A 26,259-nucleotide genomic window follows, 5' to 3' on the forward strand; every position below is an offset into this window, starting at 1 on the left:
CTCTTTAATGCTCACCAAGCTTTTATGCCTGAATGCCCCAATGCATGTATGCAAACGCATGCTCAAACGAGAGTCCCGTTGCAATGAGCGACACCGCAAAACCCCGCATTACCAGTGGTTCCAAATTCCGTAACGAGCACGGCTTTTCCGCCATCAAGGATGGTATCAAGCGCAGTTCGGGCGAGACCTCGGAATCCAAACCGGTAGAGCGCAAGCCCAAGTGGCTGCGGGCCAAGATGCCTGGTGGTGAGCGTTACGAAGCCGTTCGCAAGAACGTCAGCGACCATCGTTTGAGCACGGTGTGCCAGGAATCCCACTGCCCGAACATCGGCGAATGCTGGGCAGCCGGCACCGCCACCATCATGGTGATGGGTTCGGTCTGCACCCGGGCATGCAAATTCTGTGCGGTCGACACCGGCAACCCCAAGGGCTGGCTTGATCACGACGAACCGGACAACACCGCCAAGTCGGTGGAACTGATGGGCCTGCGCTACATTGTGCTGACTTCGGTCGACCGGGACGATTTGGACGACGGCGGCGCTGCCCATTACGCGGCCTGCGTGTCGGCCATCAAACAACGAACTCCTGAGGTCGCTGTAGAAGCCCTGACTCCGGATTTCGACGCGGTAATGCCCCACGTTGAGAAGGTGGTGGATTCCGGCCTGGACGTATTCGCCCAGAACGTCGAGACCGTTGAGCGCCTGACCAGCCGGGTACGCGACCCCCGTGCCGGCTATGAGAAAACCTTGAGCGTACTGGCACACGCCAAGAAACACCGACCCGACGTACTCACCAAGACCAGCCTGATGCTGGGCCTGGGTGAAACTGAAGAGGAAGTCCTGAAAACCATGGACGACCTCCGCGCCATCGGGGTGGATATCCTGACTCTGGGCCAGTACCTACGCCCGACGCCGAACCACCTGCCGGTAGAACGCTACGTTACGCCGGAAGAGTTCAACCGGTACCGGGAACTGGGTCTGGAAAAAGGCTTTATGGAAGTGCCCTCAGGCCCGATGGTGCGTTCAAGCTACCGCGCCGATAAAGTCTTTGATCAGAACAACCTGGGCCTTGCAGTGCCCGAGGTTCCCCAAATCGACAACGCCATGCAGATTCCCGTTAAAGCGGTCGACTGATCCGACGCCGCTGCGCGCCATCCTGAGCCCTCTGAAAGGTCACAGTTTTCGGCGCTTTGTGGCACACTCTGCTCTCGTTTTCAGCAGAGTAGTTGCTCCATGAACTGGTTCGGTACCCTATACGATCGCCTGATCCTTGCTCGTCCCCTGGTAGTTCTGGGTATTTTTACACTCCTGCTGGCCGTGGCAGCCATCAAGTTTGGCCAGTTCCGGCTGGATGCCTCGGCCGAATCCCTGGTACTGGAGAACGATCGGTCGCTGGAGCAGTACCGCAAGGTCAATCGTCGCTTCACCACCTCCGACGATTTTCTCATTGTGACCTACACACCCGAGGGTGAACTTTTTTCAGAGGCAGGCCTGAGCCGGCTTCAGGCCCTCCGCGACGAACTCCAGGCGCTGCCGGCAGTCGGTTCCACCAACAGCATCCTGAACGTGGCCCTGCTGCACAGCCCCGAGCTGACCCTGGACACCGTCGACGCCGAAATCAAAACCGTGGACGAAGATCAGGTTCCACCAGGCACCGTCCGCGCTGCCCTGTTGGACAACCCCCTCTACCCCAACCTGCTGATCAGCGAGGATGCCCGGACCACCGCCATCCAGGTTAATCTGCCGACACCGGAACAGTACTTTGAGCTGCTGCAGCAGCGAAACCAGCTCCGCGACAAGGTGGAAGCTGGCGATGCCTCGGCCGCCGAACGGGAACAACTGGAAGCGGCCCAGCAAGCCTTCATCGACTTCACCGAAACCCAGGGCAAGGAGCGCGACGCCACCATCGAGCGTGTGCGGACCATACTCGATAGCTACCGCGACGGCGCCGAGATCCATCTTGGCGGCGTGCCTATGATCGTGTCGGACATGATTCGCTTCATCAAGAACGACCTGTCCACCTTCGGGCTGGGAGTGCTGGCGTTTCTGGTGCTGACCCTGATCATCATCTTCCGCCAGTGGCGCTGGGTGCTGGTTCCCCTGCTGTGCTGCGGCTTTACCGTTTGGCTGATGATCGGCTTCCTGGGTTGGGCCCAGTGGCCGGTCACCGTGATCTCCGCCAACTTCATCGCGCTGCTGCTGATCATGACCCTATCCCTGACCATTCACCTGATGGTGCGGTACCGGGAATTCCAGCATGACGACACCGAGGGTGACCCTAGGGAAACCCTGCGTCAGACCCTCGCCGCCATGTTCAAACCCTGCTTTTACATGGCCATCACCACCATTGTTGCTTTTGGCTCCCTGACCTTCAGCGGCATCCGCCCGGTGATCGACTTCGGTTGGATGATGACCCTGGGCCTTTCCGTCGCCTTCCTGATCACCTTCCTTATCTTCCCGGTCTTGCTGCGTCTGCTGCCACCAAAGGCGGACTGGACAGTCACCTCCAACCGGGTGCCCTTTACCGACATCTTTGCCCGCTTTACTGCGCGATTCGGCAAGACCGTGCTGGTGGGCTCAGCCGTTATTGCTGTGCTCTGTGCCATCGGGGTGAGCCGACTGACGGTGGAAAACAGTTTTATTGACTATTTCAAGCCGTCGACCGAAATCCACCAGGGCATGATCACCATCGACGACCGCCTGGGTGGTACCACGCCCCTGGACATCGTGATTACTGACGAGGCAGCGCCGGAGAACGCCAGCACCGACAGCGACCCGTTCGCTAGCAGTTGCGACCCGTTTGTTGAGGATTGTGGTGACGGCGAGGAATACCGGGATACCTGGTACACCTATCAGAAGATGCAACGGCTGGAGCAAGTGCACAATTACCTCGACAGCCTGCCGGAAACCGGCAAAGTACTGTCCATTACTACAACCCTGGATATCCTGGCCCAGATCAATCAGGGCGAGCGGCTGGATGCACTGGAACTGGCCTTTGTACCGGCGGCGGTGCCGGACGACCTGCAGGACACCCTGCTGACACCCTACATTTCCGAAGAGCACAATCAGGCGCGATTCAGCATCCGGATCCTGGAAACCATGCCGGAGCTACGCCGACAGGCCCTGCTGGACAGGATTCATAACCATCTGACCTCAGAGCTTGGCTACGAAGAGGATCAAGTGCTGTTTGCCGGTATGACGGTAATGTACAACAACATGCTGCAGAGCCTGTTTGATTCCCAGATCAAAACCATCGGGGCGGTGTTCGTGGTAATCACCATCATGTTCCTGCTGCTGTTCCGCTCGCTCAAGCTGGCCCTGATCGGCATTGCCCCCAACCTGATTGCCGCCGGCTCGGTACTGGGCCTGATGGGCTGGCTCCGGATTCCGCTGGATATGATGACCATCACCATCGCGGCCATAACGGTTGGCATCGCGGTGGACGACACCATCCACTACATCCATCGGTTCAAGACCGAATTCATCAAGGACCGGGACTACTTCGCCACCATGCATCGCTGCCACCGCAGTATCGGTCGCGCCATGTTCTACACCTCCCTGACCATCGTCGCCGGGTTCTCGATCCTGGTGCTGTCCAACTTTATCCCGACCATCTACTTCGGACTGTTCACCGGCTTCGCCATGTTCATGGCGCTCTTGGGCGCGCTGACCCTGCTGCCGCGACTGATCATTCTGATCCGCCCCTTCGGTCCGGGCGCGGCCGAATAAAGGCACAAAAAAAGGCCGCATCCTCGGATGCGGCCTTTTCCAGTTCAGCGTAACCTGACTGGTTTACTGACCCTGCTTCTGCTTCTGCATCTGCTGCTGCATCATCTGTTGCTGTTGCTGACGCTGCTGCTGCATCTGCTGCATGCGCTTGTCCAGGGTGTCGCGCTGCTCTTCGGTAAACACGCTGTCCACTTTCGCCTGCATCAGGGTGGACAGGGCCGCGATCTCACCAGTCACATCACCGAGCTCTTCGGCGTTGTCACGGATTGAGTCTTCGTCGTACTCCGGCTTGATCTCAGCCTGCATCTGCTGCTGCAGGGCGCGGGCTTCCTGGCGGAGCTTGGCAATCTTGTCCTGCTTCTCATCGATGATGCCGCGAATCTCGGTTTGCTGATCATCGGACAGGCCAACCATCTGTGCCAGCTGATCCACCTGATCCGGCTGACCACCGGCGGCTTGCTGTGCGACCGCAGGCGCGGACAGGCTCAGTGCGACAACAGCGGTACCAAACATCTTTGCGAGCTTCATAGAGTTCTCCGTTATCGGGGTGGCCACGATTTAAAACCACCGATTCATACCAGTTATGTTGTTCAGGGTGTACACCCTAAAACATCACGGCGCCGGTTTTCACCCCGATGACCCTTCTTTTTGTACACATTTTCCAGCGAGTTAGCGCTCAACCCGCCACACTGGCGGGCCGAAACAAATGTGAAAGTTTGGTCATTCCCCTTCATAATGGCGCCGTCCAACGACCTCCGGAGTATATGAGATGGCAATTAACTGGTTTCCAGGGCACATGCACAAGGCCCGCAAGGAGATCAAGCAGGTCATGCCGCAGATGGACCTCATTATTGAGGTGCTGGATGCGCGCATCCCGTTCAGCAGCGAAAATCCGCTGGTACCTTCCCTGCGTGGCGACAAGCCGCTCATCAAGGTGTTGAATAAACGGGATCTGGCCGATCCGGAGATCACCCGGCAGTGGCAAAACTGGCTTGAAAAGGAGCGGGGGGTGCGAACCATCACCCTGACTCACAACCAGCGTAACGAAGCCCTGGGCATCCTCAAGCTCGCCCAGGAGATGACTCCCGACCATGATCGTCAGAAAAGCGCCCTGCGTGTGATGATCCTGGGCATTCCCAACGTCGGCAAGTCCACCATCATCAATACCCTGGCAGGCCGGCCCGCGGCCAAGACCGGCAACGAGCCAGCGGTGACCCGGGCGCAGCAGGCCATCAAACTGCCCGACAACATCCTGCTCTACGACACTCCCGGCTTCCTTTGGCCCAAGTTGTCGCCGGAAGCCTGCGGTTATCGCCTGGCGGTGACCGGCGCCATTCGCAGCTCGGTGCTGGATTTTGAAGATGTCGCGCTGTTTGAGGCGGAATTTCTCCGCCAAGCCTATCCGGAACTGATAAAGACCCGCTACGGCTTTGATGAGCTGCCGGTGGATGGCCTGGCGGTGATGGATGGCATTGCCGCCAAGCGCCGGTTCTTTGGTCGCGGCGGCATACCGGATCTGCACAAGGTATCCGAGGTGCTGCTGAATGAGTTCCGGGCCGGCACCCTGGGGCGGGTGTCGCTGGAAACCCCGGCGATGGTCGAGCAGGAAGCCGAGGAAGCCGCCCGGGCTGCCGCCGAAAAGGCCGAGCAGGAAGCTAAGAAAGAGAAGGGAAAGAAGAAGGGCCGCAGCGGCAAACGCTAAACGCACCGGTGGTCACGTACTCCGAGGGCACGGCATCGAACATGCCCCGGGCGGTGCGAACGAAGTGGGGCTGGTCGTAGAAGCCCGCATCTATGGCCAGCTGGGACATCGACTTGCCCCGCTCCCATTGGGCCAGTACCTGGTTCATTTTCAGGTGCAGTAAGAACCGCCGCAAGGTCACGCCGGTTTGCTGCCGGAACAGATGACTCAGCCGCGACGACGACAACCCCACCGCCTGGGCCAACCTGGCCACGTCCACCTTGTCCGGCAACTGGCTACGAAGCTCGTCACAGATCTTCCGAACCCGCCGGTCCATGGGCTCTGGTGAGCCACCCAACTGTTTTACAGCACTCGACAGCGCCTGCCAGACCGCCTGGCAATCACCGGACGACTCGCTGTGCAGGCTGGCCCCGGTTACAGGGATATCCACCGATGGCTGATCACCCAGCCGGTGCTGCAGGGCTCGCCAGAAATCACTGTCCGGATCAAGCTGGGCACACCACATCCGGGTGTCACCGGGATCGAGGGATTGCTCAACGTCCGGCGCCACCAGCGCAGCGGAAGTCATGCGCCAGTGCCCCCCAACCTGCAATCGGAAAGGGCCGTCGAGACCAACCAGCCAGGACGCACTGATGTGCCGATGGGGTCGGTTCGGTACCAGGTGCCCGATCACCTGCCAGTGATCGGGCCAGAGGAACAGGGTGCCACGTGGCGAATGCTGCATATCCGGGCCGGTTATCTGTCGTTACGGTGCCCAAAGCATACCTCAGGACAGACTTTTCTCCAGCCCTCGCCCAACAGCCATCCTGCCTATTCGACAAGATGCCGCGGGAATTAGTGTCGGTTAGTGACCCTGAATCTGTCCGTCAGAGTGGTCTTTGCCTTGGCTACGTTGGCCATGTGACACCGGCACCCCAAGCTTGGATGCAAATTCGATGCTGACAAAGATTGGCCCGATCAGCAGGAATACCAGGTCTTCAACAAACGAAGGTTTTTTACCTTCGATCTTGTGGCCATAGACCTGCAGGGCCCAGGCAGCAATCCAGACCACGAGGCTGGTCCAGAACAATGACCAACCGGCCGCCAAAACACCCTGGATGATTAGGGCCGAGACCGCGAACCAGCCGGCCATCAGTACAAACACTCCGACCGACAGGCGCAGGTAAACCAGACCGGAGATCGCCGCCAGCAGGGTCGCGCCGTTCACCCATTCGCCCGTTGTGCCGGTCAGGCCGAGCCAGCTACCGATAGGGATCAGCCAGAGCAGCCCGAGGGTTGAGAACACGATAGCCGGCACACACACGATGTGGACCCACTGATTGAAATTATTCTGATGACTGTCGCCATAATCACTCAGGAACTGAGCCAGTGAACGCATAATCAGGTCTCCGCTGTTGTTGTCTTTAATAATCGACACTTTAACAGGCACCTGGACTTCAACCTTGTACGTAACGGCTATCCTGCAATCTAACGATCCAGCCCCTGCCCCTTACCAAGGTCAAATATCCCGGGGCTGGCAAAGGGCCTACACTGGGGAATAACAGCATTGATCGCATGACGTCGCCCCAACTGGGCGAGTCGCACAGGAGGAATGTATGAGACGCGTTGTCGTCACCGGTATGGGCATTGTGTCCTGCCTCGGGAATTCACTGGATGAAGTGCTGGACAGCCTTAAACACGGCAAATCCGGCATCCGCTTCAACGAAACCTATAAAGAGATGGGCTTTCGCAGCCAGGTTTCTGGTTCGCCAGACGTAGACACCTCGGTGATTGATCGGAAGATGCGGCGCTTCATGGGACCCTCGGCCATGTACAGCTACCTGTCCATGGAGCAGGCCATCGCCCAGGCCGGCCTGACCGATGACCTGATCTCCAACGACCGCACCGGCCTGATTGCCGGTTCCGGTGGAGCGTCCTGCTCCAGTCAGGTCGAAGCGACCGACATCATGCGGGAGAAAGGTGTCAAGCGTATTGGGCCCTACATGGTGCCGCGGATCATGACCAGCACTGTATCCGCGTGCCTGGCCACCGCTTACAAGATTCGGGGCGTGAACTACTCCATGTCGTCTGCCTGCGCTACCAGTGCCCACTGTATTGGCCATGCCATGGAGCAGATTCAGGCCGGCAAGCAGGACATCGTGTTCGCCGGCGGCGGCGAAGAGGAGGACTGGAGCCTGACCATGATGTTTGACGCCATGGGTGCACTGTCCACCAAGTACAACGATGCGCCAGAAACCGCTTCGCGTCCGTTCGACAGCGGCCGGGACGGCTTTGTCATTGCCGGTGGTGGTGGCATGGTGGTGCTGGAAGAACTGGAGCACGCCCGCAAGCGTGGCGCCAATATCATTGCCGAACTGACCGGCTATGGCGCCACATCCGACGGCTACGACATGGTCGCGCCCTCTGGCGAAGGTGCTCAACGCTGCATGAAGCAGGCCATGGCAACCATCCGTGGCAAGGTGCAGTACATCAACGCGCACGGCACCAGTACGCCAGTGGGCGACGTGGCTGAAATGGGGGCGGTACGCGACACCTTTGGCGCCGACGTACCAACCATCTCCTCGACCAAATCGCTGTCCGGGCATTCCCTGGGCGCGGCCGGCGTGCATGAAGCCATCTACTCACTGCTGATGCTGCAAAACGGCCTTATTGCCGGCACTGCCAACCTGACCAATATCGATGACAAGATCAGCAACATGCCACTGGTCGGCCCGGCCGCGCAGCACGCCGAGCTCAGCACCGTCATGTCCAACAGCTTTGGCTTTGGCGGCACCAATGCTTCACTAGTGTTCGAGAAACTGTAATACTAAATCAAGTGACAGGCCCTCGCGCCTGTCACTTACCGACTGCTGCAAAAATTCCGCCCGCCATTGGCGTTGGCAAAGCCTCGCTTTCCTACTAAAGTTAAAATTTGATCAGGATCAATTTGGACGATCATCATGAGCAAAACGCTGCCCTTCCGTCAGGCACCCATCCCACTCAAGGCCTCGTGTCATACCTGCAGCCTGAGCAAGCTTTGCCTGCCGCTGGCCGTTAATGAAACCGACCTTGAAAGCCTGGAAGACATTGTCCAACAGGGACGGATTTATAATCGGGGTGAGCACATCTTCGACCAGAGCACCTCTTTCCGCTCCTGCTTTGCGGTGCGCAGTGGGGCTGTCAAGACGTCGATTGTTTCCGAGGATGGCGAGGAGCAGATAACGGGCTTTTTCCTGCCCGGGGAGCTGGTAGGGCTCGATAGCATGAGTGGGGATTTTTACGCCTGCACCGCAAAGGCACTGGAGCGAACCAGTATTTGCGAATTTCCGGTGCAGAAACTGGAGGAGCTGACATCCAGGTTACCCGACCTGCAGCATCACATGTACCAGCTGATGAGCCAGGAAATTCAGCATAGCCACCAGCTGACAATGCTGTTGAGCAAAAACACCGCCGAAGAACGCATTGCTGCACTGCTGCTGTCGCTGTCCAGCCGGTTTCAGCGCCGACGATTGTCCGGCATCCGTTTCAGCCTGCCGATGGCACGTAACGATATTGCCAATTTCCTGGGCCTGGCGGTTGAAACCGTCAGCCGGGTGTTTACCCGCTTCCAGAATCAGGGCCTGATCAGGGCCCGAGGTCGTGAGGTGGAGTTGTTGGACATACCAGCTCTGCAAGGCGTTTCGCGGGAGTTGTCCCGTCAGGTCTGCCCATAACAGACGCCGGCCACGGACTGGACTCAGTCGACCGGCGTTTTCTCATCCTGCCCGTTTTGCGCCTTCATCATGGCGAACTCTTCCACCAATCCGGAGCGCCAAGGCAGCTGTTTGATTCCAAATGTATTGCGGATCTTGGTGCAGATCAACGTGGTGTTCACCGGCTCAAGGTGGCCCCAGTCCGGCACCTCATCCACCACACGGGTATCTTCGGGAATGCCCGGAAGCCCCGCGATCGCCAGGCCCAACTCATACAGGTTGATCTCCTCCGCTCCGGCGTACTGGAACGTACCCCAGACCTCGGCACCACAATCGATCTGCTGAATCACCGCTGTAACCACCCGAGCCAGATCCCGCGCCGCCACCGGCTGGCCACGGCAGCGGCCCGGCAACATCAGGGTTTCGCCGGACGCGGTGCTGGCCTGAACCTTGCGAATAAAGCGGGCCAGACTCCAGCCAGTGCGCAAAATTATATGCCGAGGCAGTAGAGTACGCAGTGCCTGTTCGCATTCCCACTGCCAGTTGCCCAGTTCATTGCAGGGGTGCCCCGGGTTCGAGGTGATGTAACCTGTTTGCTTGCGGCCATCGAATACGTAGCACGACGACAGCTGTAACAACGCCATGCCACGATCACGGGCAAACTCGGCAATGGCTACGGGCAGGGAAAAGGCAGCCTTATGGGTGCCCTCAGGGTCGTTCTGGGCGACTTCGGGATCGGACAGCCAAAGCGCATTGACGATCAGATCCGTATCTTCCGGAATCCAGTTCTCCAGAGCATCAAGATTGGCACCGGCGGGATCGCTGACCAGCAAGGGGCTTACCTGCAGCGGCGTCTCACGCAGACGCTCCAGCACCAATTTGCCCAAGGGGCCATAATCATGAACAACAAGCACGTGCACGAGGGTTCAAAGCCTCCAGAACTTCACTGATTTGACGGAATTGCCGAACCGGTCTGGCCAATGGTTAACAAGGATCGGTCTCTACAATAACAGCCAACTACAAGCGCTGGCAGTTTTCTCTTTACCTTTTCTTTCAACAGTCTACAACAGCAGGATTCGAGATGCTGAAACAACAGAGCCACATCGTGGCGCCGATTCCAGACGAACTGCGTACCCGGGCACTCTACACCGTGGAACAGCTGCGGGAACGTGGCAAAGCCGACAAGGTCGCCATCGACCAGCTGTTTGAGCTTATTGTGGAACTGACCGATGCGGGTCTCGACTTCTTTTTCCTTGAGCCACTGCGCCGCCTGAACGCCGGCAGCATGATGATGGGCATGGCTAAAGTGGGCATCAGCAGCATGCTCAAGGGCAGCAAGATGGTGGTGCACAAGGTTCTGAAAAAACTGGATGATCGAAGCCTGGACGCGATTCTGAGCTTCATTGCCGAAATCATTCACGAGCCGGAACCGGCCTGAACCAGACCCGACTCGTGTCAGGCCCGGCTATAACACGGCTATAGATAGACGCGCGGCACCCGGGCAGTGATGCCCGTTAGCAACTCATAGGAAATGGTACCGGCGCAGCTGGCCACTTCATCCACGGCCACGGTTCCACCCCAGAGTTCAACCGGATCACCGGCCTTGGCGTCGGGCGCATTGCTCAGATCCACCGCGAGCATGTCCATGGACACCCGGCCAAGCAGGCGAATCCGCTTGCCATTGACGGCAGCGGGCGTGCCAGTGCCGGCGTGGCGCGGATAACCATCACCATAGCCGATGGCCACCATGCCCATGGGCGTATCCCGGTCGGCGACAAAACCGGCACCGTACCCTATCGACTCGCCGGTACGAACAAACCGGGTGTTGATCAGCGGTGCTTCCAGTGACATTACCGGTTTCAGGCCCAGCTCCGGGCCGGTCTGGCCCAGCTTTGGCGAACCACCGTAGAGCATGATGCCCGGGCGGCTCCAGTCGTACAGAGGCTGGTCATGGATGAAATGGGCGGCGGAATTACCGACGCTCCTCATCAGTTCAGGCCAAGCCGCTGTGGCTTCTTCAAAGCACAGGGTCTGTTCCGCCGTCATTGTGCTGACATTGTCGTCGGCACAGGCAAAATGGGTAACGAAACCAAGCAGCCCCGGGCGAGCGCCCATGGCATCCAGCCGTGTCATCACCTGCATCAGCTCACCGGACTGGAACCCTAGCCGGTTCATGCCGCTGTTCACCTTGAGCCAGAACGCCGGTCGGGCACCGGCCTGGGCCAGCCAGTCCAGTTGGTGATGCCCATGCACTACCGGCTCGAATCCGCGCCGGGCACACAATTCAAAATCTTCCGGGGCGTGCACGCCCTGCAACATGACCACCGGTTGCAGCAGACCAGCATCTCGAATGGCCTCGGCTTCACCCAGACAGGCCACGGCGTACTTGGGGGCGTCGTCGGCCAGGGCCTGAGCCACCGGCACGATACCATGGCCATAGCCATCCGCTTTTACCACCGCCATCGCCAGGGCTGGCGCGGCGCGCTCGGAAGCCAGTCGGTAATTATGGCGCAGTGCCTCCAGATCAATGCGGGCGACGGTACTGCGCGGCATCAGTATTCACCGCCGTAATCGCCGTAGTTACCGTGGGCGAGATCCTCGAACTTGGTGAACTTACCGATGAACGCCAGGCGAATGGTACCAATCGGGCCATTCCGCTGCTTACCGATGATGATCTCGGCAATGCCCTTGTCCTGAGAGTCTTCGTTGTACACTTCGTCCCGGTACACGAACATGATGACGTCGGCGTCCTGCTCGATGGCGCCGGATTCCCGCAAGTCCGAGTTCACCGGGCGCTTGTTGGGCCGCTGCTCCAGGCTTCGGTTGAGCTGGGACAGGGCCACCACCGGGCAACTCAATTCCTTGGCAATACCCTTCAGGGACCGGGAGATCTCGGAGATCTCCGCGGTCCGGCCTTCGGTGTTGCCGGGTACCCGCATCAACTGCAGGTAGTCGACCATGATCAGGCCAATCTTGCCGTCGTTTTCCCGGGCAATCCGGCGGGCCCGGGACCGCATTTCGGTAGGGCTCAGGCCCGGGGTGTCGTCGATGTACAGTGGCTTGTCCTTGAGCAGGCTAACCGCCGAGGTCAGGCGGGGCCAGTCGTCCTCTTCGAGCTTACCGCCCCGGACCTTGGTCTGATCAATCCTACCCAGGGACGACAGCATCCGCATGGCCAGCGCATCCGCGGGCATCTCCATACTGAATACCAGCACCGGGGTGCCGGTACTGATCAGCGCGTTCTCAACAATGTTCATGGCAAAGGTGGTCTTACCCATGGAGGGCCGCCCTGCCACGATAATCAAATCTGCCGGCTGCATACCGGAGGTCTGGTCGTCCAGATCCCGAAACCCGGTGGTCAGGCCGGTGGTCTGTTCACCGGACTCGAACAGTTCCTCAATCCGGCTCAGGGCCTTGGTCAGGATCGGATTGATGGCCTGCGGGCCAGAACCTTCCTTGACCCGGGATTCTGCAATCTGGAATACGTTGCGCTCAGCCTCATCCAGGATCTCGTTACTGTTGCGGCCCTGGGGGTTAAAAGCCGAATCAGAAATCTTGCCGGACACTTCCACCAGTTGGCGCAGCACCGATCGCTCACGGACGATATCGGCATAGGCCCGGATATTGGCAGCCCCCGGAGTTTTTTCCGCCAACTCGGCCAGATAGGCCAGCCCGCCAGCGTCTTCAATATCCCCGGCACGCTCCAGGAATTCCGCCAGCGTCACCACATCCAGGGGTTCACTCTCGCTGGCCAGTCGCTCCACTGCCCCGAAAATCAACCGGTGATCCTGTCGGTAGAAGTCGCCGGCGGAAATAATTTCCGACACTTCATCGAACCGACGGTTATCGAGCATAAGGCCACCCAGAACGGCCTGCTCGGCTTCAACCGAATGCGGCGGTACTTTGATGCGACTGGTTTCTAGATCACTACTGGCAGGTTTCAGGTTGGGCTTGGCCATAACAACGTCTTCTGCTGGGTAACACGAATGGTCCAGTTTACGGGGAACGCTTCGGGTTTGGGAGAGGCTGACAAAAAACTAAGAATACCAGAAAGCAACGGGCCCGAAACCGTCGCCGGTTCGGGCCCGTTCAATCAAGCTAGGCCGGCAGCGCCGGCCAGGCTGGACGCCGCAACAAGTTACGCCGCAACAACCGCCAGCTTAACAGTCACTTCTACGTCCGAGTGCAGCTGCAGCTCGATTTCGTACTCGCCGGTCACGCGAATCGGACCTTCGGGCAGACGAACTTCGCTCTTCTCGACTTCAGTGCCACCAGCGGTGATCGCATCAGCGATGTCACGCACACCGATAGAACCGAACAGCTTGCCTTCTTCACCAGCCTTGGAGCTGACGGTGAAGGATGCGCCTTCCAGAGCTTCAGCGCGTGCCTGGGCAGCAGACTGCTTCTCGGCAGCGGCCTTTTCCAGCTCGGCGCGACGCTCTTCGAACGCCTTCAGGTTTGCTTCGGTGGCAGGTACAGCCTTGCCATAGGGAAGCAGGAAATTACGACCGTAACCGGCCTTAACCTTTACCTTGTCACCCAGGGAGCCAAGGTTTGCAACTTTCTCGAGCAGAATAACTTCCATCTCGTTAACCTCTTCGTGCTTTATTCAGCCGGCCCGGCAGGCGTTATACGCTTCCGGATATCCAGCCAGCTATCCACAAAAGCCAGAACCACTAACAGAATCATCAGGCTTGGGCCCAGCAAAACCAGCGCAATGTAAAACAGCACCAGCCACTGACCACTCAGCTTTTTACGTCCAACGATGCCATGAATCAGGGCCAGGCTCGCCAAAAACAGCGGTGTCCCAGCCACCCAGACCAGCAACATGGAATTCAGCCCAAGTACCGGGCCAATCACCATGATGACTGCACACACCACCGCAACGGCGGGCGACAGCTTCAGGGCATGAAATTCCGAGCGGAATCCACCGGGGTTATAAAGCCCCGCCTGCCATGACCTGGCCAACATCGTCATACCGATGCCAGTGGCCAGGTAGGTACCCGCCATACTGGCATTCATGGTGTCCCGAATGACCTGTTCGAGGTCGCCCCCGAGGGTTCGGGCCACATCGGCATTGTACTGTTCGTAAAAGCTGACCCCGGCCTGGACCAGATCATCCAGTAATCCGGGGTAGATCACCGGCAACATAAGCCCGGTGACAATCGCCAGAAAACTCCCTCCGAGAAGGGCTCTTTCCCAGGACAGCGTGGTTCTGAGCACTGACGCCATCAGCATTACCTGCAGCAATACCGCCAGAGCAGTCGGGTCTTGCCCGAACCAGCTCCAGCCGAGTGCCGGAAGCAATGCCCAGAGGCCAACATTCAGCCCCTTACTGATGCCAAGCCTGAGAATCACCAGGCCGACAACCGCTGCGCCAATCCAGAACAGCAAAGGTACCGCAGTCGTGACTGCTGCTACCGCACTGGCCTGAAGGGGACCGCGCATTACAAATTGTGCGAGTGCACGCATGGTCCCAAGTCCTGTTTATCTGTTACTTAGTTGTCGTGGCTGTCCGAGTACGGCAGCAGTGCCAGGTAGCGGGCACGCTTGATAGCGGTAGCCAGCTGACGCTGATAACGTGCTTTGGTGCCGGTAATGCGGCTGGGCACGATTTTGCCGGTTTCAGTGATGTAGCCTTTCAGGGTGTCCAGATCCTTGTAATCGATCTCTTTAACACCTTCTGCCGTGAAGCGGCAGAATTTACGACGTCTGAAAAAACGAGCCATAACTTAACTCCTCAACTCCGGTTAATTACTCTTCTTCGTCCTGGGTCTCAGCTTTCTGACGGTCGTTTTGACGATCATCAGATTCTGCTGAACGACGCGGACGGTCGTCTCCGCCGGAACGACGGTCCTCACGGGACTCGGCAGCTTTCATCGGAGACAGATCGGTAACAGCTTCATCACGACGCAGAATCAGGTCGCGAATGATGGCATCGTTAAACCGGAAGTTGTGAGTCAGCTCGTCCATCGCGGCCTGTGAACATTCAACGTTCATCAGCACGTAGTGAGCTTTGTGAATCTTGTTGATCGGGTATGCCATGTGACGACGGCCCCAATCTTCCAAGCGATGTACCTGACCGCCATCTTCAGTGATGACGCCGGTATAACGCTCGATCATCGCGGGCACCTGCTCGCTCTGATCCGGATGTACCATGAAAACGATTTCGTAGTGACGCATGAGTTCTCCCTACGGTTTAAACAGCTTTCTTTTTGACCGCCACTTGAAATACCGGCGGCAAAACGTGAAAGCAAGGAGGTGACAGCCTTAGCTGTCGGTTTCTTTTTGCTTTATCAATAAGGCTTTACAAGAAAGGCTCGATCAAAAGCTCGGCTGAGCATGCCTGACAAACAGGCAATACAAAGCCACCCCTTGGAAAAGGGGTGACGTATTCTAGGCGGACAGGGGCTTCTGTGCAAGGGTTAACCAAGGCGCTGGCGCAAGGCCTGGTATAGGCAAACACCCGTAGCCACGGACACATTAAGGCTGTCGACATGACCAAGCATGGGAATGTTGATGAGCTGGTCACAGTGCTCCCGGGTCAGGCGGCGCATGCCCTTGCCCTCTGCCCCCATCACCAAGGCGACCGGACCCTTGAAGTCGGCCTGGAACAGCGTTGCATCCGCCTCGCCGGCAGTACCAATCAACCAGACCCCCTGATCCTTCAGGATTCTCAGGAAACGGGCAAGGTTGGTCACCCGCACAAACGGCACAGTTTCAGCCGCGCCACAGGCTACCTTTCTAGCCACTGGCGTCAAGGATGCCGATTTGTCTTTTGGCACAATCACCGCCTGAACACCCACGGCATCGGCGGTACGCATGCAGGCTCCCAGATTGTGGGGATCGGTGACGCCATCCAGCACCAACAGGAACGGCGGCTTGTCACTGCCAGCCAGCTGGGCCAGCAGATCGTCTTCGGTCCATTCCCGGCTCTCGCTCACGGCAGCCACGATGCCCTGGTGCACACCAGATACGCGCTCATCCAGTTCCCGACGGTGAACCACTTTCCAGCGAACGCCCAAACCGTCAAGCGCATCGGTCACGCTTTTGACTCGCTTATCCTGCCTGCCGGTCTGGATCCAGACCTGCTGCAACCGCTCGGGCTCACGCTTGAGGACAGCCTCAAACGCGTGCCAGCCAAACACAAATTCTCCGGACACTGACTCTGCTTCCTGTTATTTGCGGGATTTGCGTTTCTTGTCGGCTTTACCGCCCTTGCCCGGCTTCTTGTCCTTATCCAGGGCAAGCTTGGCGGCCTGGGCCACCAGCTCATCCCGAGCAGACATCGGCTCGTCCGGGTTCGGCTTCGAGCTTTCCGGCTTGGGCTTGGGACTGGGCTTGGAGGCCGCAGGTCGCTTCCGGGGCGCCTTCAGCGGGGCGTCCGACTTTTTGGCCGATTCCCCGGTCCGCGGCGCCTTGCTTGGAGCTTTCACCCGGTCCTCAGGCTTGCCGCCTCCAGATTTTTCACGTCCGGACTTGCCACCTCCAGACTTGCCACCAGCCTTGCGCCGCCCTTTCCTGGCGCCCGAACGATCCGGGATATCGAGCGCGTCCCGGTCCTCCTTGCGGTGCACCGGGTCACTGACCATCTCCAGGTCGATTTTGCGATCTTCCATACCGACTCGCATCACCTTAACCCGCAACTCGTCGCCCAGCCGGAAGCTCATGGCCGTGCGTTCGCCGATCAGGCGGTGCTTGGCGGAATCGTGATGGAAGAAATCGCCGCTGAGGGTAGACACATGCACCAGACCTTCAATATAGACACCGGACAGCTCGACAAAGAAACCGAACGGCACCACGGCCGCAATCACGCCGTCGAACTCCTCACCGACGTGGTCACGCAGGTACTCGCATTTGAGCCAGGCCATGACATCGCGGGTGGCGTCGTCGGCGCGGCGCTCGGCCATTGAGGTGTGTTCACCCAGCTGCTGCATGCGCGCAAAATCGTAAGGGTACTCCGCCAACTCCGGATCCGGCTTCGGCGGCTTCACAATATCCTTGGACGCTGATTCGCTGTGAATCACCGACTTGATGGCCCGGTGGGCGATCAAATCAGGGTAGCGACGAATCGGCGACGTGAAGTGCGAGTAACCGGAAAATCCGAGACCAAAGTGACCACCTTCCTCAGGGCTGTACACCGCCTGACTGAGTGAACGCAACATGACCGTCTGGATGACGTTGGCATCAGAGCGATCCGAAATCTCTGACAGCAATGCCTGGTAGTCTGCGGAACTGGGACTATCACCGCCACCCAACTGCAGACCCAGCTCACCCAGGAACAGCCGGACCGCATTCAGACGCTCTTCGGACGGGCCATCGTGAACTCGGTACAGCGCCGGCAGCTTATGTTTCTTGAGGAACCTGGCGGTGGCCACGTTCGCGCACAGCATGCACTCTTCGATGATCTTGTGAGCATTGTTCCGGGTAACCGGGACGATCTCTTCAATCTTGCGATCAGCATCGAAGACAATCTTCGTTTCCGTGGTTTCGAAGTCAATCGCGCCGCGCTCGGTCCGGGCCTTACGAAGCAATTGATACAGACCATAGAGGTTGTGCAGCTGCGGCAGCACATGGGCGTACTGCTCACACAGACGATAACCCGACTCGGTATCGGGATTTTCCAGCATGTCGCTCACCTTGTTGTAGGTAAGCCGGGCATGACTGTACATCACCGCCTGATAGAAGCTGTAGCCACTGATTTTGCCAGAAGCACTGATGGTCATGTCGGCCACCATGCATAAGCGATCGACACCTGGATTCAGCGAGCACAGGCCGTTGGACAGCTTCTCGGGCAGCATTGGAACCACGTGATCCGGGAAGTACACCGAAGTACTGCGGTTTACCGCCTCATCATCCAGTGGCGAGCCCGGACGGACATAATGAGATACGTCTGCAATCGCAACCAGCAGGCGGTAACCACCCCGTGGTCTTGGCTCGCAGTAGACCGCATCGTCGAAGTCACGAGCGGTCTCATCATCAATGGTCACCAACCGGAGGTTACGGATATCAACCCGGTTTTCTTTATCTTTTTCAGTGACCTCATCAGGAATCTTGGCAACCTGCTCCCCTAACGCTGGCGGCCAGCTGTTGGGAATGTCGTAGGACCGGATGGCAACATCAATTTCCATGCCTGGCGCCATATGCTCGCCCAGCACTTCAACAATCTTGCCCAGCGGCTGAGTTCGCACACTGGGCTGACGAATGATGTCCACGACCACGTATTGGCCGTGACGAGCCTCAGCCGCGTGCTCCTGTGGTATCAGCACTTCGTGATTGATACGGGCATTTTCCGGCACCACGAAACTGATACCGCTTTCCTGAAAAAACCGGCCCACGGTCTGATTGGTACGGTACTCGAGCACCTCGACAATGACGCCTTCGCGGCGTCCCCGGTCGTCAACCCGGTCCACCCGGGCAGCCACCCGGTCACCATGAAAGACTTGGCGCATCTGGCGCGCGGTAAGAAATAGATCCGAGCCACCGTCGTCCGGCACCAGAAAACCGAAGCCGTCCTTGTGACCGATGATACGACCAGTCACCAAGTCCGCTTCTTCGATGGGCAGGTAAGCACCACGACGGTTACAAATCATCTGCCCGTCACGACACATAGCAATCAGGCGACGGCGAAGGGCTTCAACACCCTCAGGCGAGGTTTGCCCCAGCTCGTCGCACAGGGTTTCATGAGTTGCCGGCGCCCCTCTCTCTTTCAGGTGGGCGATAATGAACTCACGACTTTGAATAGGGTTTTCGTACTTCTCTGCCTCACGATTGGCGTGAGGGTCTTGATCTTCTTTTTTCCTGGAAACCATTCGGATCCTTGCTGTGATACTGAGCCTCGAAGGCTCACGTGTATAAGATTTGTCTTGCAGTATAACGTCGTGATGGGGTAGCTGCCTAACAAGGGAAGAAGAATAGGCATAAATACCTGCCCACCTTTTTTCGAAAAAACGTTTGACAGCTTTTGCCGTAATTATTAAAGTACGCGCCATCGGTTGAGGGACACACCTAACCGCTGGCAGAAACGTCCAGTTTTCAACTGACTAACGACGAGACTGCAAATCACCTGCCGAGGTGGTGAAATTGGTAGACACGCTAGCTTCAGGTGCTAGTGGGGGCAACCCCGTGGAGGTTCAAGTCCTCTCCTCGGCACCATTTCCTCCCCCAGGAAATGGTAAATTACCAAAATTAAACGATTTCCTTCGAAGTAGCACCTACCCGCTGATCTGCGCGGCCGGACTGTTTGCGTTTTATCTCTTGCGGGCGATCGCCTACTGCAACAGCCCTATCAGGTAATCAGACAGCGACTGATAATCGTATTCGACCCGTGCGTAAGCCGATGTTGGCGTGCGATCAAACTCGCGACCACAGGACTTGTCGCCGTTGTGCCGGGTCAGATAGGCCTCCTCGATCAGGTTTGCCTGGGCCGAAGAAAACTCCGAACTTCCCACCGACGGGTAGTACATCATCCATTCAAAGCCCCGCGTCGCATCCACGTTGCTCAGACCGGCGGTTTGTGGATCCAAAAAGCCGTAACGCAGCAAACGATTGAACGTCACCTCCCTATTGGTGCCGGGGTCTAACAGCGTGCGGGTGTCCAGTTCCATTTCCAGATCGTTGAACGACACTGGCTGGGGTTCATAGCCCGAAAAGGCGAACGGTTCTATCGCAGTGACCGCCCCATCCAACCCCGCCATGCCATCCACCTCACACTGTTCACGGGCCCCCGCCAGTTGCAACGACATCAATTCAGTCGCGTCTTCGCTCAGGGTGCGAGAAACAAAACCAGCGACTTCGCTTGCGATGGCCCCTGACTGAAGAGTCCGGGTCAGCACGGAACCATCCGGCCGGGAAATGCGGGCCTGGAGCTCAACCCGGTCATCGCTATCAATCGTCCAGCTGTAGGTGACCTCTGAATTACCACCTAGTTCGCTGGATCCGGCAAAGATACCTTCATGCTCATGACAGGTGGTCGCGGTCTCGAAATGGATCTGATCCTTGGCCCAGTCGAACACGAGCCGCTCATCGATGCCGGGAATGTCGTAATTAATCACACTCTGCTCAGACAGCGCCGCCGAGGGGAACCATTGAGTAGCGAGCTTGGAAGCGTAGCCGTCGACCGCCACCAATCGTGCCAGCTCCGGCATTGACGGCGCCAGACAGCCATTGGCCGAAATCGACTTGAGCTGCCCCGCCTCGGTGTAGTCAAACACCAGTTCTGCCGACTGCTTCAGGTCCGACACGCCTGTCGGTAGGCCTGCTGACAGTTCAGGCTGGGCAAGGATGCGCTGACGGGTCAGCAGGATCGGGTTGCTGAGTTCCAGAGCGGCTTCAGGCAACGCCAACGAATCCACCGCCAAGGTGGCGTATTTGCCGCCGGCCGCTTCATCGACAATATTCACGATGTCGGTGGCGTGCTGCACCAAGGACACCCCCAGCAAAACCGCTGCCTCGGCGCTCAGATAACGCTCGGTACCGGTGCTGTCGGCATTGGCCAGCAGTTGGTTATAGTCGGCTGGAATCTGACTGGCCATGAACCGGGCCAGTGCCCGGGCGTAGGCATGGGCACGCTCGTCTTCCGCCTGGACGTAATCCCGCAAGAGGTTCATGCCCACCAGACTGTCTGGCAGATTATGGCTCGACCCTGTCGCCAGCCCCGCCAAGGCCCGGAATCTGGCCAGGGTCGTCAGGGGCGTGACATTACGCACGCCAGGTGACGCCGACAGCAGGTAGGCACTCGTAACCGCGACATTGCCCACTGGCGTTTGCTCCAGGGTTTTGCCCGGCAGCGCCAGGGCGTGTAATGGGTAATCCCGGGGATCGAGGTCCGGCCCCACTTCCGGATCCTGCTCCAGTTCGGCCACATCGAGGGAAAAGTCGCCGTTTTCACCCGACATGGCGGTCGGCTCGCCGGCGTCAAGCACCACTTCTGCGCCGTTCTCCAGGGCAATGGTCATCGGCCCCGGGGTGTGCTGGCCATCGCCGTCCATATCAAGCCAGACCCGCGCGTTGATCAGGTAACCATCGATGGCCTTGCCGGTGTAGGCCACCGGTTCGCTGTATTTGAGACCGTCAAAGTCTCTGCCATCGACAGGCAGCTTGTCGGATTCCTCGCCACACCCGGCCAGACCGAGGGCGAGAACCAGAAGTGACACACTGGGGCAATGGGCAGGCTTCATCACGGCAACCGTTTATCCTTGTTAGAGGTTGTGCCGACACTCTAAGGGATGTGGGAACGGGAGACCTTGATAGGTTTGGCAATTTGTAAACTTTGGTAACCGAAGCAGACAGCCCCCGGTGCACCGCAACGGGGGCTAATAGTCAGAATGAACGGGCAACAATTTCCTTCATGATTTCGTTGGTGCCGGCGTAGATTCGCTGCACCCGGGAATCTGCCCAGGCGCGGGCGATCGGGTATTCCCACATATAGCCGTAGCCACCGTGCAACTGCACGCATTCGTCCATCACCTTGCACTGCAGGTCGGTGGTCAGCTGCTTGAGCATGGCGGCGGTCGGGATATCCAGCTTCTTATCCAGGTGCAGTTCCAGGCAACGATCGGTGAACACCCGCGCAGCAGTGATTTCAGCTTTCATCTCAGCCATCTTGAAGCGGGTATTCTGGAACGAAATGACCGGTTTATCGAAGGCCTTGCGCTCCTTCACGTAATCCAGAGTCCACTGCCACGCGGCCTCGGCGGCTGCAACTGCCGACAGCGCCACCTGAAGACGTTCAGCGGGCAGCTCCTGCATCAGTTGGAAAAAGCCCTGACCTTCCATGGAACCCAGCAGGTGCGTTGCCGGCACTTTCACATCCTGGAAAAACAGTTCCGACGTGTCCTGAGCCTTCATACCAACCTTGTTCAGGTTCTGGCCTTTCTCGAAGCCTTCCCAAGCGGCCTCAACCAGAAACAGACTGGTGCCCTTCGCGCCCTCTTTCGGATCGGTCTTGGCAACCACAATCACCAGGTCCGCCAATTGGCCATTGGTGATAAAGGTCTTGGAGCCGTTCAGTAGATAGTGATCGCCATTTTTGACCGCTGTAGACTTCACGCCCTGCAGGTCGGAACCGGCACCTGGCTCGGTCATGGCGATGGCGGTGACCATTTCGCCGGAAACGAGCTTGGGTAGATAATTCTGCTTCTGCTCTTCAGAGCCGTAATGGAGGATGTACGGCGCCACGATGTCGGAATGCAGTCCCCAGCCGATGCCGGTCAGCCCGGCGTAGGCTACTTCTTCCATGACCACTGCGCTGTAGCGGAAATCCGCCCCTACTCCGCCGTACTCTTCCGGCATGGTCGGGCACAGGAAGCCCAGCTCACCAGCCTTGCGCCACAGCTCACGACTGACCTGGCCGTCTTTCTCCCATTGCTCGTGATAGGGCGCCGCCTCCTGCTCGAGGAATTTGCGGACGGAATCGCGGAAGCCTTCGAGATCGGCGTCGAACAGTGTACGTGGAATCATGGTAAACCTCGGTGAGTGACCCATATTGTGATTGTCGTTCACCAAGTCTCGGCCGGGCGGCCGTTTCACTCAATGGTGAAAACCATCAATCGGGCTGACCAAAACCATCGCCGGCAGGCGTTAATCCTGGTTGTTACGCTTACTCTCCGAGCGGGCTTCGCCCCAGCGCGGCATCAGATCCTGGGCGATTCCGAGGTGATCCAGCAGCCGGGCAACGATAAAGTCAACCAGGCCCTGAACCGATTCAGGCTTGTGGTAGAAGCCGGGGCTGGCGGGCATGATCACGGCGCCCATGCGGGTCAGCTTCAGCATGTTCTCAAGGTGGACCTCGGAGAACGGCGCCTCCCGGGGCACCAATATCAGCTGCCGGCGTTCTTTCAGAGCGACATCGCCGGCCCGCTCAATCAGGTTATCGCTGGCACCGGTGGCCAGTGCCGACAGGGTGCCGGTGCTGCACGGGCACACCACCAGCGGGGCTTTTTCACCGGACCCGGACGCCGGCGGCGCAAACCAGTCGTCACGGCCAAACACCAGGATCTGCCCGGGTTCGGCGTCCGCCCAGTCGGTCAGGAACTCCTGCATGGCGGGCGGCGTGCCCGGCAATTTCAGCTCGGTTTCAGTGGCAATCACCACCTGAGCTGCCCGGCTGACCATGACATTGATCCGACAACCCGCCGCGACCAGGCATTGCAGCAAGCGCAAGCCATACTGGGCGCCCGATGCGCCGGTAAAAGCCAGATTTACAGTTCGCGCCTGCGCTGCGGTGTCAGTCATGGTTCGCCTTGATCATAGGTGTGATAACGGAAGAATCAGCCCTGAATACGCTCAAGCTCGGCAACAAGTTTACCGTGGATACCACCAAAACCGCCGTTGCTCATAATCACAATGTGGCAGGGCCTGGGCAGATCGTCCAAGGCCCGGTCAATCAGGGCGTCAACTGACGCCTCGACCTGGTGCCGGCCTTCGTCAACATGCCCGGCTTGCCACTCGGCGACCAGCGCCGGCAGCCAGTCCATGTTGTTGAGATTAGCCCATAGCACCCGGTCTGCCATGGCGGCGCTGGGCAGCAGCGTCTGCTGGTGCACGCCCTGCTTCATGGTGTTGGAGCGCGGCTCGATCAGCGCCACAATGGGCTCTTCGCCGACCTGCGCGCGCAGGCCTTCCAGGGTGGTCGCGATCGCGGTCGGATGATGGGCAAAATCATCGTAGACCCGGACGCCGCCAACATCGGCCAGCAACTCCATGCGGCGCTTGACGCCGGAGAACCGGCACAGGGCTGCAACGGCGTGGTCCGGCGTGATGCCCACATGGCGTGCAGCGGCGATGGCGGACAGCGCATTGCGCACATTGTGCATGCCGGTCTGCGACCACTTCAGGGTGGCCACCGGCTGCTCATGGTGAATCACCATAAACCGGCTACCGTCCTCAGAAAGCAGTTCGGCCCGCCAGTCGGAGGTTCGGGGCGTTTCACTGCCGATAGCAGTGTCCTGAACCGGACTCCAGCACCCCAGCTCCAGGGCATTGTCCAGATGCGAGTCCACCGCTGGGCGAATCACCAGGCCCTGGGATGGCACGGTGCGCACCAGATGGTGGAACTGTCGCTCGATGGCCTCGACGTTGTCGAAGATATCGGCGTGGTCGAACTCCAGATTATTGAGGATCAGGGTGTGCGGCCGGTAGTGAACAAACTTGGAGCGCTTGTCGAAAAACGCGCTGTCGTATTCATCCGCCTCGATGACAAAGAAATCGCTGTTGCCGAGCCGCGCCGACACCGGGAAATCGTTAGGCACACCGCCCACCAGGTAACCGGGCTGGAATCCGGCCTGTTCCAGAATCCACAACAACATGGAGGTGGTGGTGGTCTTCCCGTGGGTTCCTGCCACCGCCAGAACCCAGCGATGACGCAGCACTTCCCGGGCCAGCCATTCCGGCCCCGACATGTAATCGATGTTGCGGTTGAGCACCGCCTCCACTTCGGCGTTGCCGCGGGACATGGCGTTACCGACCAGTACCAGGTCGGGTTTGGGCTCCAGATGGTCGGCGCTGTAACCTTCCATCAACTGAATGCCCTGGGCTTGCAGCTGGGTGCTCATCGGCGGGTACACGCCCTGATCGGAGCCGGTCACGGTATGACCGAGCTCCCGGGCCAGTACCGCAAGGCTGCCCATGAAGGTGCCACAGATTCCCAGGATATGAATATGCATTCCGTTACTGCCTCTGCCATTGAAACCCGACAAGCCTCCCGTATCCGTCCGGGCCCGTCAAGAGCCGCGCTATCCGCAATCCTGCTCATGAAAATCCACGCGGTTTGGCGTATCATCTGCGCCAACGTTGAACCAGAGGAGGCTCCAGCCCAAGATGGCCATCAAGAACGCATTCTACGCTCAGTCTGGCGGTGTCACCGCCGTCATCAATGCCAGTGCCAGCGGTGTCATCCAGACCGCCCGCAAACACCCGGATAAGATCGGCAAGGTCTTCGCCGGCCGAAACGGTATTATCGGGGCGCTGCAGGAAGAGCTGATTGATACCAGCCTTGAAAGTGATGAAGCCATCCAGGCACTGATCCACACACCGGGTGGTGCTTTTGGTTCCTGCCGTCACAAGCTCAAGAACATCTCGGAGAACCGTCGCGAATACGAGCGCCTGATCGAGGTGTTCCGCGCCCACGACATCGGCTACTTCTTCTACAACGGTGGTGGCGACTCCCAGGACACCGCCTACAAGGTGTCGCAGATTGGCGAGAAGATGGGCTACCCCATCACCTGTATTGGCGTGCCCAAGACCGTCGACAACGACCTGCCGTTCACCGACTGCTGCCCGGGCTTCGGTTCCGTGGCCAAGTACATTGCCACCTCCACCATGGAAGCCAGCCTGGACATCAAGTCCATGTGCGAAACCTCCACCAAGGTGTTTATCCTGGAAGTGATGGGTCGCCACGCCGGCTGGATTGCGGCATCCGGCGGTTTGGCTGGCCAGGGTGAAGGCGAACCGCCTCACATCATCCTGTTCCCGGAAATCCCGTTTGATCGCGACGCCTTTCTGGCCCGCGTTGATCACTGCGTGAAGGAATACGGTTACTGTGTGGTGGTGGCTTCCGAGGGTGCCCAGTACGAGGACGGCCGTTTCCTGGCCGACGCCGGTGCCAAGGATGCCTTTGGCCACACCCAGCTGGGTGGCGTAGCCCCTGCCCTGGCCAACATGGTGAAACAGGCCCTGGGCCACAAGTACCACTGGGCCGTTGCCGACTACCTGCAGCGTAGCGCTCGTCACATTGCCTCGGCCACAGACGTGAAGCAGGCCTACGCAGTCGGTGAAGCCGCAGTGGAAATGGCGATCAATGGCAAGCAGGCCCTGATGCCAACCATCGTCCGGGAGCAGGCGAAACCCTACCGGTGGAAGATCGGCGAAGCGCCCCTGAGCGAAGTGGCCAACCAGGAAAAGAAAATGCCGATTCACTACATCACCGATGACGGCTTTGGCATCACCCAGGATTGCCGTGACTACCTGCAGCCGCTGATTGAGGGCGAGAGCTTCCCGCCGTTCGAAAACGGGCTGCCACGGGTGGCGAAGCTGAAGAATCAGCTGGTCGAGAAAAAACTGAAAACGCCGTTCCAGATCTGAACTCTTTGAAAGAGCTGACGACATAAAAAACGCCCGGCGCTGATCGCAACCGGGCGTTTTTTGTTTAGGGCCCTCA

The 26,259-nt window shown here is 58.7% G+C and carries 23 protein-coding genes and 1 tRNA gene; 8 read left to right on the forward strand and 16 right to left on the reverse strand.

What is annotated here, in order from left to right:
- Positions 1–83 precede the first annotated feature (83 nt).
- Both lipA and FCS96_RS13400 read left to right on the forward strand, forming a co-directional pair.
- Positions 84–1,133 (forward strand): lipoyl synthase, encoded by a 1,050-nt coding sequence (gene lipA, locus FCS96_RS13395; protein WP_138440874.1) that lies wholly within the window; start codon positions 84–86, stop codon positions 1,131–1,133.
- A 99-nt stretch (positions 1,134–1,232) separates the two neighbouring features.
- On the forward strand, positions 1,233–3,728 hold the full coding sequence (locus FCS96_RS13400) for an efflux RND transporter permease subunit (protein WP_138440875.1): 2,496 nt from the start codon (positions 1,233–1,235) through the stop codon (positions 3,726–3,728).
- Positions 3,729–3,791: 63 nt separating this feature from the next.
- On the opposite strand, the gene FCS96_RS13405 is transcribed toward FCS96_RS13400, so the two are convergent.
- Positions 3,792–4,256, reverse strand: a complete 465-nt coding sequence (locus FCS96_RS13405; RefSeq protein ID WP_138440876.1) for a Spy/CpxP family protein refolding chaperone — start codon at positions 4,254–4,256, stop codon at positions 3,792–3,794.
- A 241-nt stretch (positions 4,257–4,497) separates the two neighbouring features.
- Here FCS96_RS13405 and ylqF point away from each other — a divergent pair, with 241 nt between their 5' ends.
- Positions 4,498–5,430, forward strand: coding sequence for a ribosome biogenesis GTPase YlqF (gene ylqF / locus FCS96_RS13410; protein WP_138440877.1), 933 nt, complete (start codon positions 4,498–4,500; stop codon positions 5,428–5,430).
- Here the strand turns inward: ylqF and FCS96_RS13415 are convergent.
- Positions 5,384–6,154 (reverse strand): helix-turn-helix domain-containing protein, encoded by a 771-nt coding sequence (locus FCS96_RS13415; protein ID WP_138440878.1) that lies wholly within the window; start codon positions 6,152–6,154, stop codon positions 5,384–5,386. The two genes, ylqF and FCS96_RS13415, sit on opposite strands and share 47 nt — an antisense overlap.
- A 120-nt stretch (positions 6,155–6,274) precedes the next feature.
- Complete coding sequence (locus FCS96_RS13420; RefSeq protein WP_228264103.1) at positions 6,275–6,847, reverse strand: Mpo1 family 2-hydroxy fatty acid dioxygenase; 573 nt, start codon at positions 6,845–6,847, stop codon at positions 6,275–6,277.
- A 178-nt stretch (positions 6,848–7,025) separates the two neighbouring features.
- Here FCS96_RS13420 and fabB point away from each other — a divergent pair, with 178 nt between their 5' ends.
- Entirely contained in the window at positions 7,026–8,234 is a 1,209-nt protein-coding gene (gene fabB / locus FCS96_RS13425) for a beta-ketoacyl-ACP synthase I (RefSeq protein WP_138440879.1), read from the forward strand.
- Between the two features lie 135 nt (positions 8,235–8,369).
- Complete coding sequence (gene fnr / locus FCS96_RS13430) at positions 8,370–9,122, forward strand: fumarate/nitrate reduction transcriptional regulator Fnr (protein WP_138440880.1); 753 nt, start codon at positions 8,370–8,372, stop codon at positions 9,120–9,122.
- A gap of 23 nt (positions 9,123–9,145) precedes the next feature.
- Here the strand turns inward: fnr and FCS96_RS13435 are convergent, their stop codons facing one another.
- Positions 9,146–10,021, reverse strand: a complete 876-nt coding sequence (locus FCS96_RS13435; RefSeq protein WP_138440881.1) for a sugar nucleotide-binding protein — start codon at positions 10,019–10,021, stop codon at positions 9,146–9,148.
- A 161-nt stretch (positions 10,022–10,182) separates the two neighbouring features.
- Here FCS96_RS13435 and FCS96_RS13440 point away from each other — a divergent pair, with 161 nt between their 5' ends.
- A complete protein-coding gene (locus FCS96_RS13440; RefSeq protein ID WP_138440882.1) occupies positions 10,183–10,539 on the forward strand; it encodes a hypothetical protein in 357 nt (118 codons plus the stop codon).
- Between the two features lie 38 nt (positions 10,540–10,577).
- Here the strand turns inward: FCS96_RS13440 and alr are convergent, their stop codons facing one another.
- From alr to rnr, 8 genes are all read right to left on the reverse strand, one after another.
- A complete protein-coding gene (gene alr, locus FCS96_RS13445) occupies positions 10,578–11,654 on the reverse strand; it encodes an alanine racemase (protein WP_138440883.1) in 1,077 nt (358 codons plus the stop codon).
- Complete coding sequence (gene dnaB / locus FCS96_RS13450) at positions 11,654–13,060, reverse strand: replicative DNA helicase (protein WP_138440884.1); 1,407 nt, start codon at positions 13,058–13,060, stop codon at positions 11,654–11,656. Before dnaB ends, alr begins: the two co-directional genes overlap by 1 nt.
- Before the next feature lie 179 nt (positions 13,061–13,239).
- Positions 13,240–13,686 (reverse strand): 50S ribosomal protein L9, encoded by a 447-nt coding sequence (gene rplI / locus FCS96_RS13455; RefSeq protein ID WP_138440885.1) that lies wholly within the window; start codon positions 13,684–13,686, stop codon positions 13,240–13,242.
- A 20-nt stretch (positions 13,687–13,706) separates the two neighbouring features.
- A complete protein-coding gene (locus FCS96_RS13460) occupies positions 13,707–14,573 on the reverse strand; it encodes a YybS family protein (RefSeq protein WP_138440886.1) in 867 nt (288 codons plus the stop codon).
- Between the two features lie 26 nt (positions 14,574–14,599).
- Positions 14,600–14,830, reverse strand: coding sequence for a 30S ribosomal protein S18 (gene rpsR, locus FCS96_RS13465; protein ID WP_007154918.1), 231 nt, complete (start codon positions 14,828–14,830; stop codon positions 14,600–14,602).
- Between the two features lie 25 nt (positions 14,831–14,855).
- Complete coding sequence (rpsF, locus tag FCS96_RS13470; RefSeq protein WP_138440887.1) at positions 14,856–15,284, reverse strand: 30S ribosomal protein S6; 429 nt, start codon at positions 15,282–15,284, stop codon at positions 14,856–14,858.
- Between the two features lie 242 nt (positions 15,285–15,526).
- Positions 15,527–16,264: a 23S rRNA (guanosine(2251)-2'-O)-methyltransferase RlmB gene (gene rlmB / locus FCS96_RS13475; RefSeq protein WP_138440888.1), complete on the reverse strand. Its 738-nt coding sequence runs from the start codon at positions 16,262–16,264 to the stop codon at positions 15,527–15,529.
- 15 nt (positions 16,265–16,279) lie between these two features.
- A complete protein-coding gene (rnr, locus tag FCS96_RS13480; RefSeq protein ID WP_138440889.1) occupies positions 16,280–18,913 on the reverse strand; it encodes a ribonuclease R in 2,634 nt (877 codons plus the stop codon).
- A 256-nt stretch (positions 18,914–19,169) separates the two neighbouring features.
- Here rnr and FCS96_RS13485 point away from each other — a divergent pair.
- A tRNA-Leu gene (locus FCS96_RS13485) sits at positions 19,170–19,256 on the forward strand.
- Between the two features lie 116 nt (positions 19,257–19,372).
- On the opposite strand, the gene FCS96_RS13490 is transcribed toward FCS96_RS13485, so the two are convergent.
- The 4 genes from FCS96_RS13490 to mpl form a co-directional block, all read right to left on the reverse strand.
- Positions 19,373–21,280, reverse strand: a complete 1,908-nt coding sequence (locus FCS96_RS13490; RefSeq protein WP_138440984.1) for a hypothetical protein — start codon at positions 21,278–21,280, stop codon at positions 19,373–19,375.
- Positions 21,281–21,422: 142 nt separating this feature from the next.
- Positions 21,423–22,562, reverse strand: a complete 1,140-nt coding sequence (locus FCS96_RS13495) for an acyl-CoA dehydrogenase family protein (RefSeq protein WP_138440890.1) — start codon at positions 22,560–22,562, stop codon at positions 21,423–21,425.
- A 120-nt stretch (positions 22,563–22,682) separates the two neighbouring features.
- A complete protein-coding gene (locus FCS96_RS13500; protein ID WP_138440891.1) occupies positions 22,683–23,336 on the reverse strand; it encodes a flavin prenyltransferase UbiX in 654 nt (217 codons plus the stop codon).
- A gap of 35 nt (positions 23,337–23,371) precedes the next feature.
- Positions 23,372–24,766: a UDP-N-acetylmuramate:L-alanyl-gamma-D-glutamyl-meso-diaminopimelate ligase gene (gene mpl, locus FCS96_RS13505; protein ID WP_138440892.1), complete on the reverse strand. Its 1,395-nt coding sequence runs from the start codon at positions 24,764–24,766 to the stop codon at positions 23,372–23,374.
- Positions 24,767–24,920: 154 nt separating this feature from the next.
- On the opposite strand from mpl, the gene FCS96_RS13510 reads away from it, so the two are divergent.
- Positions 24,921–26,183: a 6-phosphofructokinase gene (locus FCS96_RS13510; RefSeq protein ID WP_138440893.1), complete on the forward strand. Its 1,263-nt coding sequence runs from the start codon at positions 24,921–24,923 to the stop codon at positions 26,181–26,183.
- The last annotated feature ends 76 nt before the right edge of the window (positions 26,184–26,259 follow it).

It is taken from the genome of Marinobacter alexandrii, assembly GCF_005871205.1.
Taxonomy (GTDB): Bacteria; Pseudomonadota; Gammaproteobacteria; order Pseudomonadales; family Oleiphilaceae; genus Marinobacter; species Marinobacter alexandrii.

What these genes read in the sequence shown, in the direction of transcription:
- lipA (WP_138440874.1), top strand. Translation starts at nt 84, where the DNA reads ATGAGCGACACCGCAAAACCCCGCATTACCAGTGGTTCCAAATTCCGT.
- FCS96_RS13400 (WP_138440875.1), top strand. Translation starts at nt 1,233, where the DNA reads ATGAACTGGTTCGGTACCCTATACGATCGCCTGATCCTTGCTCGTCCC.
- FCS96_RS13405 (WP_138440876.1), bottom strand. Translation starts at nt 4,256, where the DNA reads ATGAAGCTCGCAAAGATGTTTGGTACCGCTGTTGTCGCACTGAGCCTG.
- ylqF (WP_138440877.1), top strand. Translation starts at nt 4,498, where the DNA reads ATGGCAATTAACTGGTTTCCAGGGCACATGCACAAGGCCCGCAAGGAG.
- FCS96_RS13415 (WP_138440878.1), bottom strand. Translation starts at nt 6,154, where the DNA reads ATGCAGCATTCGCCACGTGGCACCCTGTTCCTCTGGCCCGATCACTGG.
- fabB (WP_138440879.1), top strand. Translation starts at nt 7,026, where the DNA reads ATGAGACGCGTTGTCGTCACCGGTATGGGCATTGTGTCCTGCCTCGGG.
- fnr (WP_138440880.1), top strand. Translation starts at nt 8,370, where the DNA reads ATGAGCAAAACGCTGCCCTTCCGTCAGGCACCCATCCCACTCAAGGCC.
- FCS96_RS13440 (WP_138440882.1), top strand. Translation starts at nt 10,183, where the DNA reads ATGCTGAAACAACAGAGCCACATCGTGGCGCCGATTCCAGACGAACTG.
- alr (WP_138440883.1), bottom strand. Translation starts at nt 11,654, where the DNA reads ATGCCGCGCAGTACCGTCGCCCGCATTGATCTGGAGGCACTGCGCCAT.
- dnaB (WP_138440884.1), bottom strand. Translation starts at nt 13,060, where the DNA reads ATGGCCAAGCCCAACCTGAAACCTGCCAGTAGTGATCTAGAAACCAGT.
- rplI (WP_138440885.1), bottom strand. Translation starts at nt 13,686, where the DNA reads ATGGAAGTTATTCTGCTCGAGAAAGTTGCAAACCTTGGCTCCCTGGGT.
- FCS96_RS13460 (WP_138440886.1), bottom strand. Translation starts at nt 14,573, where the DNA reads ATGCGTGCACTCGCACAATTTGTAATGCGCGGTCCCCTTCAGGCCAGT.
- rpsR (WP_007154918.1), bottom strand. Translation starts at nt 14,830, where the DNA reads ATGGCTCGTTTTTTCAGACGTCGTAAATTCTGCCGCTTCACGGCAGAA.
- rpsF (WP_138440887.1), bottom strand. Translation starts at nt 15,284, where the DNA reads ATGCGTCACTACGAAATCGTTTTCATGGTACATCCGGATCAGAGCGAG.
- rnr (WP_138440889.1), bottom strand. Translation starts at nt 18,913, where the DNA reads ATGGTTTCCAGGAAAAAAGAAGATCAAGACCCTCACGCCAATCGTGAG.
- FCS96_RS13490 (WP_138440984.1), bottom strand. Translation starts at nt 21,280, where the DNA reads ATGAAGCCTGCCCATTGCCCCAGTGTGTCACTTCTGGTTCTCGCCCTC.
- FCS96_RS13495 (WP_138440890.1), bottom strand. Translation starts at nt 22,562, where the DNA reads ATGATTCCACGTACACTGTTCGACGCCGATCTCGAAGGCTTCCGCGAT.
- FCS96_RS13500 (WP_138440891.1), bottom strand. Translation starts at nt 23,336, where the DNA reads ATGACTGACACCGCAGCGCAGGCGCGAACTGTAAATCTGGCTTTTACC.
- mpl (WP_138440892.1), bottom strand. Translation starts at nt 24,766, where the DNA reads ATGCATATTCATATCCTGGGAATCTGTGGCACCTTCATGGGCAGCCTT.
- FCS96_RS13510 (WP_138440893.1), top strand. Translation starts at nt 24,921, where the DNA reads ATGGCCATCAAGAACGCATTCTACGCTCAGTCTGGCGGTGTCACCGCC.